The organism is Trichocoleus desertorum ATA4-8-CV12 (assembly GCA_019358975.1).
Taxonomy (GTDB): Bacteria; Cyanobacteriota; Cyanobacteriia; order FACHB-46; family FACHB-46; genus Trichocoleus; species Trichocoleus desertorum_A.
Map to the genome: position 1 here is coordinate 157809 of JAHHIL010000004.1, position 12696 is coordinate 170504.

Genomic DNA, 12696 nt, shown 5'->3' on the forward strand with positions numbered 1-12696 from the left:
TGGCCTGAGATCTGGATGGACTGTGATTGAGTCAGGCTGACTGACTGTTTGTGCTAACTGTTTTGACCGTCGTCAGCCTTAAGGAAACTGCTGCATGTTGTCGATCGCTTGGATGATGTTTTTGCTTTTCTTTCCTGCTTGTCTAGGATTATTGTGGCAGGTGATTGAGGGAGATGAATTATCCACTCAGTTGTTGGCGCTTGGCATTTTCTTGCTTTGTGTTGATCAAGCCCGCATGGCAGTGGTAGATCTAGTGCAGGTAGCCGAGGCACGGCAACAAATTTCAGATGCTCGTCTGAAGCGTTTTTACGAAGCGACGGTCAGCACCATTGCTTTAGAACTGTTGGGCTTTTATGCCGCTACCCTTTGGCTGGGTTGGGGATCGATCGTGATTTTGCTAAGTCAAATCTGGTTCAATCTATGGGCAGGGATTCAACTCCCCTCGGCTGAAAAAGTAACGATTCAAACATGGGGCATCCCCCAACGGCTTCCGGTCTTAGGCGCTGATGCGATCGCTCTGGTTTTGGTCAGTTTGTGGATGCTGAAAATTGCGCCACTAGCGATCGCCACCGGACTGTTGGGGCTGGTCGTCCTTTATGGCTGGATGAAGTATGGATTCTCTATTAAGTCAGTCGGTGAAGCTTCTAGTTGACACTCCCACGGCTAAAGCACGTGGGATTCTTGGCTCTACGAAACCACTTAACTTAGAGTCCTTGCGTCATCTAGCCAGAGGTGGGATTCTCCCCAAGCGTTACTTCGGGTATGCCCTACCCTAGTTGCATTGCTGCAAGTCCTGTTGAGATTGAAACGCATTGGTTTCAAAAACTGATTCGCCTAGTTCCTGTAAATCTTTTACCTGCTGCCAGGAGGAAGCTAGAACAATGCAGCAGAACCGCATAGATTTAATTGCCAAGGTTCAGCCCGTCTTTCGACAGCCAGGTTTTTTGAGTGGTTGATTACCTTTGCCACCAGAATGAGTATAGCATTTACCTACACAAATGAGCGGAAGACAGTTAAACATTAGACTCCCAGAGCACGAAATTAAGATGCTTGAGTGCTATGCCAAGAAAACGAAAAGAACCAAGACAGATGTGATTCGAGAGTTCATTAGGTCGTAGCCTACCTAGCTGTTCGTCTTCGACTCACCGCCTTATATCCCACCGCTAAAGCATGTGGGTTTTACGGCGATTTCTATAAAATAGCATCAAGCTTAAGAGAATCAGCGATCGCCTGCCACCTGATGGAGTGTTGTGTTAAGTTGAAGATACTTGTTTAACTTAAACAAGTATTGACCTACTTTAAAGTTTAAAGGAGCTTATTATCGTAGCCCAGAAACAGCTAATTAACCGTCAAATCACGTCCCCTCAGGTCTTCCTAATTGACCATGAAAATAACAATCGTGGCTTGATCGATACCAATGAAGCCCTAAGGCTGGCTGAGAGTTTAGAGCTTGACCTAGTAGTGGTCTCGCAGGGTAAGGACGCTCCAGTCGCTAAGATTTTAAATTACGGCAAGCTGCAATATCAACAGAAGAAGCGGCAGAGCCAAGGTTCTCGACCAACCGTCAAAGAAGTCAGGCTTCGTCCGAATGTGGGCGTGTCTGATTACAAGCTACGGATTGATAATGCTATTGAGTGGTTGGGTAAAGGCGACTCAGTTAAGTTCATGATTCGTCTGCGGGGTCGAGAAAATCAATTTCGCGATCGCGCTGGGGACTTACTAGATCGGATTGCAGCAGACCTCAGTCAAGTTGGTAAAGTACAGTCGCTTGATAAACGGTCACTGATTGTTCAGGTCGTTCCTGCCTAGGCCTGCCTAAAGACTTAGGAATAATTTTTGGTTGTAGGGGCACCCGTCACAGGGACCCCTACTGTTTTATGTGTAGATAGCCAATGCCGCACGTTGTTTGGTTATGCCAGTGCTACCAGCTTAGCGCTTAGATCCCATAGCTTTTGGGCTTTCTGGTCGTCGCTGGCTTCGTCGGAAACCTCTTGCACAAAAGATTGGCGACCTGGCTTCTGACGATTGCCCCAGCTCCAATACATCCCCGATTCCTTGTACTCTGGATCAGCGACGATCGAAGCTACCCGTTCACCTGCCAATTCCTGAGAGACGTATCCTCCAGTAATGTTTTTCTGGAACAGCGGGAAGATTTTTTGGAATAGCGGGTAGTGGTTGCGGAATAAAGGCGTATCCGCCACGCATCCCGGATAGAGAGAGTTGAACGTGATCCCCGTTGACTCGTGATAGCGGCGATGCAGCTCCCGCATGGTCAAAACATTACAAAGTTTGCTGTCTTTGTAAGCTTTGCCAGACTTAAACTTTTTGCCATTAATCATGGTGATGGGCGTTTTAAAGCCTGCTTCAAAGCCTTGGAGATCTCCTAAATCTGGAGGAGCGGGGATGGGGATTTTGCCGCCTAACTCTTTGGGATTGGCAGTCACAGTGCCCAAAATCACCAATCGGCGATCGGGGTAAGAAGATTGCTTCAAATCTTCCAACATGAGATTGCACAAAAGGAAATGACCCAGGTGATTGGTCGCGACGCTCAGTTCATAGCCTTCGGCGCTGCGTAAGGGTTCTTTTAATAAAGGCAGATAAACTGCGGCGTTACACACTAGCGCATCTAAAGATCTGCCAGTGGCTCTGAATTTATCAACAAACTGCCGCACACTCTCTAGAGAGCTTAGATCGATCGGCAAGAGGGTGTAGCTGTCTTGCGGAATTTCCACCGTTTGGGCAGCATTTTCTGCCTTGGTCAAATCCCGGCAGGCCATCACCACATGCCATCCTTTTTTGGCCAGCGCTTTTGCGGCGTACAAACCAACCCCGGAGGAGGCACCCGTGACCACAACTGTTGGTTTTTGATCTCGTTCCATGCTGTTCAGACTTCGGTTGACCATTGTTGACCTTTTCTAGGATCTCATACCAGTGAACCCGCGATGCTTATTTCTCGATTGGGTGCTAAGGGGACTGCTCGACACAAAATTGACCGATCGCGATCGCTGGAATTAAGTTCTCATGCGGTTTGTAGACAAAAATAAATTATCGAAAAGCTTAGTGTTTAGCTCGTTGCTGAATATAAAGGTTTGTGTGGATCTATTAAGTGCTGGGGCAAACCGTTCCAGCGGGTCTTTAAGCCGAACTGGGTAGAAAAATCAAATTTGTAGCACGAAGCTATCCCGGCGGTGGAAGTCAGCTTCTGAGCCCGTGTGAGCCAAAGCCCAGTAAGTGACCTCACTCTCGTTGGTTTTAACCACTGCGGTAATCGCTACTTCTAAAGGTTGCTCGTCGGGTACGATCGCCGCCAAATTTAGCTCAAGAGAAAGCGTGGGGGCTTCCGGTTGAGTTTCTACTGCAAAGGGCAGCACTGTAAAAGCTGTTTCCTCTTGCATTTTTTGACGATAGCCATCGAAGCGATAGACGTTCCAGTCACCAGATGGGGAGAGATTGAATTCCCAGTAGCGATCGCTGCCCTTTTGTCCCAGAAAGAACTCAAAACAAGTCTCCTGCCACAGCTCATGTTGCCGAGTTGGGATGTCTGTTGGAGCGGCGATCGCAATTTTAGACAGATCGCCAGAGAGTGCATAACGGATATGGAGTGTCTGTGCTTGACGAGTAAGGGTACCTGTAATCTGGAGATTTGGAGGTGAATTGGGATCAGGAAAGGGTTGCAGAGAGAAAGCTTGGCTCTTCATCGCAAATCGGAGATCAGATTTTGGAGAGTGGTGGCTTGAGATTCGATACTTTCAGTTAGCTTGAACTGCACCAAAGCTCTAGCTAGGTTATGTTCTGGGTGTTTGACCTTGAAATAAACATTCCCTGCCAGGTGATCGCTCAAGAACCGCAGCCCTAACTCAAAAGCGAGCAGACGGATGGAGTCGTACAGGTAGTCATAGTCTGATTCAGTCAGGAAGTCTTGGGCGATCGCTAGATATCCTTTAAGGATGCCTTGGCACAGATCCATGTCAAACTGCACTGTTTCCCATTGTTGAGTTTCTTCTCCTGCTGGATTGCAACCCGATCGCAGGCAATCTCCAATGTCGTAATGGACCAAACCAGGCTTAACGGTATCGAGATCAACGATGCTGACTGCTTTTCCGGTCGTGATATCAAACATCACATTATTAATTTTGGGATCTCCGTGCATGAGGCGGAGTGGCAGCTTACCCTGGGCTTTGGCATCTTCCAGGACATGCGTTAAAGCTTGGCGATCGCGAACAAATTTTAAGCAGTAAGAGACTTCGGCTGTAGAGCTAACGTTGGTTTGAGCCAGCGCTTGCTCGTAGTGCTGCCAGTAACTAGGAGTGATGTGGAAACCTTCTAAGGTATCGGCTAGCTGAGCGGGAGGGAGATCACTAATCAAGCTGTGAAACATGCCCAAGGCGTAACCCACCTCTTGAGCCTGGTTTACGTCTTGCATCGTGTCGAAAGAGGTAGAGCCTTCAATGAAGCTAATCGCACGCCAGAAAGAGCCGTACTCATCAATCCAATGATCTTGTGCGTCTTGGGTGAGGAGGACACGCGGAATTTCCCAGCGACGGTTGAGCGGGGTACGTTGTAGGCGATCGCACACATGCTCGGTGAGGATGCGCATGTTTTGCATCACCAAGTCTGGACGACGAAAAACTTGAGTGTTGATGCGTTGTAGGACGAAGCGGGTTTGGTCAAGATCATCCAAGGCGACGAGAAAGGTGTCATTAATATTGCCGTTACCAAAAGCTTGGACGCTGGTAATTTTGCCTTGGTGGGCAAATTGGTCGGCGATCGCCACATGGGGATCTAAGGTGTTTCTGGGGGTGCGATCGCTGGTCATATCTGCCCTGGTTGACATAGGAAACTCTGCTCACTACTCGCCATGACACAGTGTACGGCGTTGCTACTCCCTAATCCACAAACTTGGGTCGCTATAGCGGTTATCCTGTAATATACCGACCCAAGTTAACCAGGTCAGACAAGTTAGGGTAATAACTCAAAATAATTGCAGTGTCTTGGACGAACCATTGTGAAGTCGCGTTGGTCAAGAGTTAGTACACGAGTAATATTCCCCCTCTCAGCCAGTGCAACAATGGCTGCATCTGTAAAGTCAAGGTGACTATCAGCGTACTGCTCTAACACTTCATTCGCTCGGACTAAGTCCTCCAGTAAAGAGGATTCAATTTGAACGTCACTGGCTAAAAGCTTGGATAGAAAAACGCGCATTGCCTTATGCCCTAGCCTAGATGCCACCAAGTAACAAACTTCCGGGAGAACCACGGTAGGCAAAATTAGTGGTTCATTAAGAGTTTGAGCAACAGTTAAAACTCGATGGTGATTGCGATCGCTTTGATCTGTAAGCGCAAAAAGGAAGCTGGTATCGAGTATGGCGGTCATGGAGAATTATTCGGCTTCAAACTCCAGCCTTGAATCGGATCAATCTCTTGATGCAAAACTTCTTCATCCCGCTCTGAAAGATCCTGTTCGCCAGAATCTCCTAGTCCTGCGATCGAGAGCAAGAAGGATGAGCCTTGCTTTCTTTCTTGAGATTGAGCTGATTTGTAACGGAGATAGTCAACGAAGCTGGCAAGTTCAACCAATACTTCATCCGGAAGCGTACTAACTGCTTGAATGAGTTTCTGACGCTCTGCCATTGGTGCATCCATTGTTCAAGTGTTCAAGAAGGTAAGAATGTTCTAACTCATTTTACTTCTACTTTAAAGGGCTCTGATTATTGTGAGCTAACTGCGCTACCAGGGCAATCGCTGGTCATATCTGCCCTGGTTAACATGGGAAACTCCGCTCACTACTCACCATGACACAGTGTAAAGCGTTGCTGGTTCCTAATCCATAAGTCAGAGCCAGCTATCGTTGCTTCCCCGTAATATACCGACTCAAATCAGCCAGGTCAGAACAGTTTCAGAATAAAGGTTTGGGTAATAGCCAAAATTTGAGCTATGGTTGCGATCGCTTTAAATAAGTGCACCCACTTGTGCTTACAAGAAATAAAAGCATACAGCACACAAAGATTCATTACTGCAAGAGAGCTTTACCTATGAATAATTCTGTCACGCTAACCAGGAGACAGGCATAACTTAATACAATTAGTGCTCATGTTACGTAGTTTGAACAAGGATTTCATCAATTCGAGTTTTTGCATTACGAGTTTTAAGAAAAGCAACCTCCGAAAAGTTATTCTGCCTACTGAAAGACCTCTCCAAATTCATTGCCTTTCTTAAAATTTCTAAAGCTTCATCATAAAACCCTTGAATTTTCTGAAGGTTTTCAAAACGAAATTCGATAGAGCGCTGACGGGAAAGTTCATGTAAAATGTACAAAATATAATATGAGCTATGTAAAACAAAGGATTTTTCTGGCTGAAATGATAGGTTACGTCTTACAACTTTTTTCTCTAGCTCAATTTTTTCACATAGTTTGTAGGGTAGCAATATTTTATCTGCGTTTATATCGTCATTGAATATTTCCTCATAGTATTTCTCAGTAAAGATAAATTTTTTCCTATCCTTCGCTTCTAAAGGCATTTTGTTGTAGAAAGCCATTAAGAATTGACCTGCTTTTTCAGCATCTATTCTCTTATGCTTAGGCTTGCCAAAGTGTTGGTTATGTTTGCGTTCATAGTAATAGTCCATAGCTAAAAATTCTTGTTCTATTTTCTGTTGAACAAAATCTATAGAGCGAACATCTCGGTTTTTGACAGGATTTTGGCTGTTAGTGTATTCAGCTATACTACTACTCAAGGAAGGCTCCTTGGTTTCATATATACGACACAGAAGCTGGATGTTTGTTAACTTGCTTGAATCTTCCAAAAAAGCCTCGTACAATGCATGGATTGTTTGGCTTCCATTTACTATTTGAATATTTTCAATCTCTATAGTAGTAGCTCGTCTATTTTGATATTTGACCTTATCGCAAGTAATAGTAATCCTATTGCTAAAATAGAAAAATCTATAGTTCTCGTCTGACAAAGCTGTTTTCTTTATGCTTTTATTAATCTGAGATTTTTTCTGATAAATCCTTACATTATCCTCAAAAATATCCTCAAGAATTGAGTATTTCTTCAAATCCTCATATCCTTCTTCATCTAGATCAACCTTATTTCTAATACTTTCATCATCTAAAACAATTCGGATCAGCTCTCTAGCTTCAACGTTGGCAATCAAAGCACTCAAATCTCCATCGGTCTTTCCAAAGAAGTTATCATCAACAGCCTTTAGCTTTACATTTACTCTTCTTTTCTTACCTTTCGTAATTAGCTTAACTAAATCATCTATTAGATGGCATTCAATTTCAACATTGGAGTATTTACTAATTCCTCTCTCGAATCTCTTTCTCTCATTTTCTGGAAGACCATTACCAAAGTTAGCACAGAGGTGTATAACAAAGCTTGGATATGAACCGAAAAGGTTCCATATCTCCTCGACTTTTGAATATAGGATAGGGTTGACAGTTGTATTAAACGCCTCGCCCTTGTTCATTAAATCTTCTAAAAAGCTGAGTATTTTATCAATCTCACCTGATGGATAGTGAGTGCTTGCTATCTTTTTGTCGTTGTCCGTATATTTGCAATTGAATAGATGCACTCTGGGATTTTCGTCATTCTCTAGTTCTTCTATGTAAACAGCATCAATCTCTCGATCATGGCCACTATTTTTACCAGATTTTTTCAGATAATTACTGTCAGTGATTGAGTCTTCTACTTCGTCATCTTGCAATCCTAAGATTAAATCAAAAACGAGATGATAAAAACCATTTGAGCTTTCTTGAAAGCCAAAATCAGCAGCATACTTTTTGACCTTGGTATGAATTAGAGAAAAGTCTTGGTAGGAAGGCACTTGTATTACTCCAAATTTTCGAGAGTGTAACTACATATTATCCCATTAGCTTTTCGAGTCATTGGCTTAACTTTTAGTCTGGTTATACTTGGCAAGTTATTAAAGAGTACACCTCTTTATGAAAATCCTAATCAAGCCCAAGATGTATGAAATATTGATGGCTGTTATTCTAGGTATTCCCTACTGGTTGCCACCCTCAAATTTAGCTCCCCTCTTTTATTCTTCGAGCGCCTCTTTTGGTAAAAATCTATTGCGATCGCATCTTCTACAAAACTAGTGAACATGCCGCTATCATAGGACTTATCCATAGTTCCTTCTGGCAATTTTTCGTTAGTTGCGATCGCAGATGACTCCTGCCCTGCCTCAAACCCTCACCCTCGAAGAATTTCTCAAGTTACCAAATCTTGAGGAATCTCCCGCTTGGGAGTATGTAGGGGGACGGGCAATTCAGAAACCCATGCCCAAAACTCGACACTCCATCCTGCAAAAACGCCTCATTGCTGCGATCGACAACCATAGTGATACTTATACAGCCCTGCCAGAGCTGCGATGCACATTTGGCGGTCGCTCTATCGTACCGGATATTGCAGTGGTTGCTTGGAATCGGATTCCACTCAAAGAAACTGGAGAACCAGAGGACGACTTTTTGACAGCACCTGATTGGTCTATCGAGATTCTGTCACCTGACCAAAAAGCCAATCGCGTGATTGACAATCTTTTACACTGTCTTCAAAACGGTTGTCAGTTAGGTTGGTTGATTGACCCAGATGATTATTCCGTTTTAATCTTTGCCCCTCAGCAAGAACCCAAAGTTAGTCGAGGAGATCAATCGCTGCGTGTATTAGCAGGGATCGATTTAGCATTAAATGCTTCACAGATTTTTGCTTGGTTGCAGCTAGGAAAACGATGAAACTCTCTCAGAAACTAGCGATCGCTCTTCTACTCTAAGCAATTCGATCAGAGTCGTGTTCTGACAGCCTGACGGATTTCATTCATGCGCTGGTAGAGAGTACCGGGACACCCTGTAGCCACGCGATCGCGATGTCCAATAATTCGAGGGAGTTGTCGAACCACCATCCCTTCTACCAAAGTACCGACTGGTGTAGTGGGGTCAATAATCCGCATACGTTTGCAGAGAATGGTACAGATAGCAACAACCGAATCAAACTGCTGTGGGGTAACGCGTCTCAGGTTTTGGAAGTCGCCATCAACCGCCACTCCAAATCCATCATTAATCACATCATGCGCCCCTTTCTTTAGACTCGATCGGCCCTCATAGACCCTACCACTCGGCATCACGATATAGTGATAGCCAATATCAGAATAGCCGCTACTTTTGAGATGGATATCCAAGATAAAGCGCATTCGTTGAATTTCCTGAGCCTGAGTTGCATTCGCAGGTAAAGCAGCGATGACCGTATGATGCAGTGTGATCCGCTGCGGATTGATCAAATCCGGAATGATATCAGGCGTTGGGGTTGAAGTCCAAAGCGTGTAAGGAAAGATTTGTAACGTGGGCTGTGGGTTATCTACTGTGAGTTCAATTTCTACCTTTTCTTGGTCAGACGCAATTAACTCAACTAGACGCTTGCCTCCTTGATTGAAGAAAAGCGTTGCTTGCCAGCGTTGATCTTGAACAATCGGGCGCGAAATCACATATTGTTTGTCTACTCGAATCACTAGCTGTTGACCATTCTCGAACCCTTTTGCCTCCCCTTGGAGCACAAATCCTTCTCCCACTTGAAGCGATGAACTAGGTGGAGTGATGCTCAAACGTAGTGCCGCAGAAGCAACAGCGATCGTCACAGTTTCGCTGAGGATAGGATTACCCGTGGCATCGTCTGTAGAAGCCGTCATCCGGCGTGTACCAGGCTGTAGAAACTGAAACTGCGTTCGCCACGAGCCATCCGTCGCGACAATGCCACCGTTAATTTTGAATTGATTGTCAATCGTTAAGACGACGGACTTCCCCTCAGATCCCAGTGCCGTCCCACTCAGCGCAAATAGCTCTCTCGCTACTACCTCTTGGGGAGCCGATGTGATCTGAATAGTTTTAGGAGGAGCATCAATCACATTAATCGCGATCGGTTGGCTCCGGATCGTATTTCCCTGTGCATCCTTAATCGCAAATACCAGACGACGAGTTCCGAGTTGGGTAAAGCGAAAACGCAGGCTCCAGGTACCGTTTGCTGCCACGGCACCCGCTCCATTCTCAAAGCGATCGTCAAAGATCACGGTTAGGGGTCTGCCTTCGTAGCCCACAGCAGTACCACTGATGACTAAGAACTCTTCATTTCTAACCTGGCTTGGAAAGGATGTAATTTGAATCATAATCTCTGCCAACTAAAGATACAGCACAGGTTCTGCGGCCCGGAGTGATGCCAAAAGGATGATAAGTGCCCTTTGTATGCTGATACTATCCGATCAGCCTGTCAAGTTAAGGTTAAATGGAGTTGGCGCTTAGCTGCTCGAACTCCCGATGACACAGGTATAGCGCCCGTGGGACGTGGAAGCAGCCTTTCCATTTGCCGCCTTTAAGATTCAACAACACTTCTCCGCGACGGTTAAGATAGCCGAACCACTCGCCGTAGTCTGGATCGGCAAAATGGGACCAAGTGTAATCATGCAACTTTTGGTACCATTGCCAGCACTCGTCGCGTCCTGTTAAGCGATAGCCCATTGCTAAGGCCACCAATGATTCTAGATGCACCCACCATAGTTTTTGATCCCACTCTAGCTGTTGGGGAGGGTGCCCCTCTGCGTCCATGAAGTAGTACAAGCCGCCATGCTCTGTATCCCACGCAAAGTCGAGGATATTGAGCACTACATCCACGGCTTGGTGAATCGTGGCGGTATCCTGGCGGCGATCGCTAATATCCATGATGAACCACATGGCCTCAATGCCATGCCCCGGATTGATCAGCCGTCCCTCAAAAGAATCCACAGGGGAGCCATCTGGCGCGACGTTTTCGTACATCAACCCGCGATCGCGATCCAAGAAATCGGTCATCACTTCCTGTACTGTGGCCTTTAAGACTTGATCCAATTTCTCCTGAGGCAACAGCCATTCCATCTCTAAAGAGAGATTAGCTAAGATCATAGGCACCGCTAATGATTTCAGTGGACGAGTACCGGGATAGGTTTTGTTATATTTGCCCTTGGGGTTCTCCTTGCGGCGCAATACGTTGTTGTAAGCCTGTAACGCGATCTCCTTAGCGCTCTCTGCGCCAGAAGCTAACGCATATTTGCTAAAGGCCATTGCGGCAAAGCAGTCAGAAAAGATGTTGTAAGGTTGCACCAAAGGATTGCCGAGGCGATCGATCGCGAAGTACCAATTTCCCTCGGCATCTCGACCGTGCTGAGCCAGGAAATTCGCTCCATGTGCTGCAATCTTGAGCCAATCAGAGCGCTGTTCCAATTGGTTATACAACATCGAGAAAACCCAGACTTGGCGATTTTGCAGCCAGATAAACTTATCGGTGTCATACACTTGACCTTCACGATCGAGGCAGGTAAAGTAGCCCCCTTGCTGCCAGTCGATCGAGTGCTGTTCCCAGAAAGGAATGACATTGTTGAGGAGCGCGTTTTTATAGAGTGCTGCCAGTTGCTTAAAATCGTGCTCCATCTTCAATTCCCTCATCTTTTCAAACTTATTATTGCTTACAGTAGACTTCCTGCATGAATCGAATTTTGCCCCCCTAACCCCCCAATTCTGGGGGGAACTTTAATGGAGCTTCTCCCTTTCTGGAATGCCCGTTAGGGCTATGAGTTGGGGGACGGGAGGGGGCTTTTATTAGTCGTGCAGGAGGTTTAGTGAGCGACTCAAGGAGAAAGGAGAAGCGATCGCGCTTGGCTAAAGCTGATAAGCCAAGGCCACCCACTCGTCAAAGCGTTCTGAGTCAATGACGGTAAAACCTACTGCTGTAAGGGCTGCTGTTACTTCTGCTTCATGATCTGTGGTAAAACCAGCCGTAATTAGCCGTCCTCCTGGGGCATGAGTCTGTCGTAGCGCTTGTCGGTAGTCCTCTGCTAAAACGACATGCACCCGCGCCAAGATATTTGCCATAATCAGGTCGAATTCTGCTGCCCCCTGCACCGTGGGGATATGGTCGCTAATGTCTCCGCCCATCCAATGCCCTAGCGCGCTGCCACCCCCTAAGCTGCCTTCCATCACTCTGACTCGCTGCTGCACCCCATTGCGCTCAACTGCATCCTGAGTAGACTCTACAGCCACCCGATCGTTATCTAAGGCCAAGACATGTCCGCCTAGCTTCGCGATCGCCACACTCAAAATTCCTGAGCCTGAGCCTAAATCGAGAGCCTGCATTTCAGGGACAACATGCCGCTCTAGCAATCGGAGACTGAGCCTGGTGGCTGGATGGAGACCACTGCCAAACGCAAGGCTTGTCTTTATCCTTAAAGTGATTTCATCTGCTGTTTCAGGTTGGTAAGGGATATCTCCTGGCAGCACAACAAAGCGATCGCCGATGCGGTGAACCAGGGAACTCAGCGCCTCTGAGAGGACAGGTTTCTCCTCCACGATCGCAGTCTGTAACTCCGTGGTCAGCCCAGTGCGATGGAGAGGCGAGAGCACAGACTCAATTTCGGCGATCCGAGTTCTCACCCGGATATCGTAGGGGAGATATAAACAGATCGTGAATGCCCACTCAGGGACTAGAGTTTCTGGCTCTTGGGGGCAGCGAGACTCTAACTGGCTATAAGCCGTGACTTGGACATCCCCTTGATAGTCTGTACCTGCCAGCAGTGTCTGAACCCAATCCACTGCCTCTGGTGTGGTATCAAGGCTCAATTCAATCCACGACATACTTACTTCCCTAAAGCGCTCATTCTATCTTGGCTTATGTAC

Annotated in this window: 12 protein-coding genes; 3 read left to right on the forward strand and 9 right to left on the reverse strand. The window is 46.2% G+C overall.

Annotated elements, in window-relative coordinates; all coding sequences use genetic code 11:
• The first annotated feature begins 94 nt into the window (after positions 1-94).
• Together KME12_06420 and infC are read left to right on the forward strand one after the other, a co-directional pair.
• A complete protein-coding gene (locus tag KME12_06420; GenBank protein ID MBW4487408.1) occupies positions 95-652 on the forward strand; it encodes a hypothetical protein in 558 nt (185 codons plus the stop codon).
• A 665-nt stretch (positions 653-1317) separates the two neighbouring features.
• Positions 1318-1809: a translation initiation factor IF-3 gene (infC, locus tag KME12_06425; protein MBW4487409.1), complete on the forward strand. Its 492-nt coding sequence runs from the start codon at positions 1318-1320 to the stop codon at positions 1807-1809.
• A gap of 101 nt (positions 1810-1910) precedes the next feature.
• Here the strand turns inward: infC and KME12_06430 are convergent, their stop codons facing one another.
• The 6 genes from KME12_06430 to KME12_06455 all read right to left on the reverse strand — a co-directional run bounded on the left by KME12_06430 (position 1911) and on the right by KME12_06455 (position 7829).
• On the reverse strand, positions 1911-2879 hold the full coding sequence (locus KME12_06430) for a protochlorophyllide reductase (protein MBW4487410.1): 969 nt from the start codon (positions 2877-2879) through the stop codon (positions 1911-1913).
• Positions 2880-3158: 279 nt separating this feature from the next.
• Positions 3159-3698, reverse strand: a complete 540-nt coding sequence (locus tag KME12_06435; GenBank protein MBW4487411.1) for a DOMON-like domain-containing protein — start codon at positions 3696-3698, stop codon at positions 3159-3161.
• On the reverse strand, positions 3695-4816 hold the full coding sequence (locus KME12_06440) for an aminoglycoside phosphotransferase family protein (GenBank protein MBW4487412.1): 1122 nt from the start codon (positions 4814-4816) through the stop codon (positions 3695-3697). The genes KME12_06435 and KME12_06440 overlap by 4 nt, the downstream gene beginning before the upstream one ends.
• 143 nt (positions 4817-4959) lie before the next feature.
• The gene (locus KME12_06445) at positions 4960-5373 is read right to left on the reverse strand and encodes a PIN domain-containing protein (protein MBW4487413.1); all 414 of its coding nucleotides are present in this window, start codon (positions 5371-5373) and stop codon (positions 4960-4962) included.
• Entirely contained in the window at positions 5370-5642 is a 273-nt protein-coding gene (locus KME12_06450) for a DUF2281 domain-containing protein (protein MBW4487414.1), read from the reverse strand. The genes KME12_06445 and KME12_06450 overlap by 4 nt, the downstream gene beginning before the upstream one ends.
• A 450-nt stretch (positions 5643-6092) precedes the next feature.
• Complete coding sequence (locus tag KME12_06455; protein MBW4487415.1) at positions 6093-7829, reverse strand: AIPR family protein; 1737 nt, start codon at positions 7827-7829, stop codon at positions 6093-6095.
• 346 nt (positions 7830-8175) lie between these two features.
• Here KME12_06455 and KME12_06460 point away from each other — a divergent pair, with 346 nt between their 5' ends.
• The gene (locus tag KME12_06460) at positions 8176-8739 is read left to right on the forward strand and encodes a Uma2 family endonuclease (protein ID MBW4487416.1); all 564 of its coding nucleotides are present in this window, start codon (positions 8176-8178) and stop codon (positions 8737-8739) included.
• Between the two features lie 47 nt (positions 8740-8786).
• On the opposite strand, the gene KME12_06465 is transcribed toward KME12_06460, so the two are convergent.
• From KME12_06465 to KME12_06475, 3 genes are all read right to left on the reverse strand, one after another.
• Positions 8787-10160 (reverse strand): N-acetylmuramoyl-L-alanine amidase, encoded by a 1374-nt coding sequence (locus KME12_06465; GenBank protein MBW4487417.1) that lies wholly within the window; start codon positions 10158-10160, stop codon positions 8787-8789.
• Between the two features lie 112 nt (positions 10161-10272).
• Positions 10273-11454, reverse strand: a complete 1182-nt coding sequence (locus KME12_06470) for an AGE family epimerase/isomerase (GenBank protein MBW4487418.1) — start codon at positions 11452-11454, stop codon at positions 10273-10275.
• A 228-nt stretch (positions 11455-11682) separates the two neighbouring features.
• Positions 11683-12654 carry a 50S ribosomal protein L11 methyltransferase gene (locus tag KME12_06475; protein MBW4487419.1) on the reverse strand — a complete coding sequence of 324 codons (972 nt, stop codon included), beginning with the start codon at positions 12652-12654 and terminating at the stop codon, positions 11683-11685.
• Positions 12655-12696 lie beyond the last annotated feature (42 nt).

What these genes read in the sequence shown, in the direction of transcription:
- KME12_06440 (MBW4487412.1), bottom strand. Translation starts at nt 4,816, where the DNA reads ATGACCAGCGATCGCACCCCCAGAAACACCTTAGATCCCCATGTGGCG.
- KME12_06465 (MBW4487417.1), bottom strand. Translation starts at nt 10,160, where the DNA reads ATGATTCAAATTACATCCTTTCCAAGCCAGGTTAGAAATGAAGAGTTC.
- KME12_06475 (MBW4487419.1), bottom strand. Translation starts at nt 12,654, where the DNA reads ATGTCGTGGATTGAATTGAGCCTTGATACCACACCAGAGGCAGTGGAT.
- KME12_06450 (MBW4487414.1), bottom strand. Translation starts at nt 5,642, where the DNA reads ATGGATGCACCAATGGCAGAGCGTCAGAAACTCATTCAAGCAGTTAGT.
- KME12_06420 (MBW4487408.1), top strand. Translation starts at nt 95, where the DNA reads ATGTTGTCGATCGCTTGGATGATGTTTTTGCTTTTCTTTCCTGCTTGT.
- KME12_06435 (MBW4487411.1), bottom strand. Translation starts at nt 3,698, where the DNA reads ATGAAGAGCCAAGCTTTCTCTCTGCAACCCTTTCCTGATCCCAATTCA.
- KME12_06445 (MBW4487413.1), bottom strand. Translation starts at nt 5,373, where the DNA reads ATGACCGCCATACTCGATACCAGCTTCCTTTTTGCGCTTACAGATCAA.
- KME12_06460 (MBW4487416.1), top strand. Translation starts at nt 8,176, where the DNA reads ATGACTCCTGCCCTGCCTCAAACCCTCACCCTCGAAGAATTTCTCAAG.
- KME12_06430 (MBW4487410.1), bottom strand. Translation starts at nt 2,879, where the DNA reads ATGGAACGAGATCAAAAACCAACAGTTGTGGTCACGGGTGCCTCCTCC.
- KME12_06470 (MBW4487418.1), bottom strand. Translation starts at nt 11,454, where the DNA reads ATGGAGCACGATTTTAAGCAACTGGCAGCACTCTATAAAAACGCGCTC.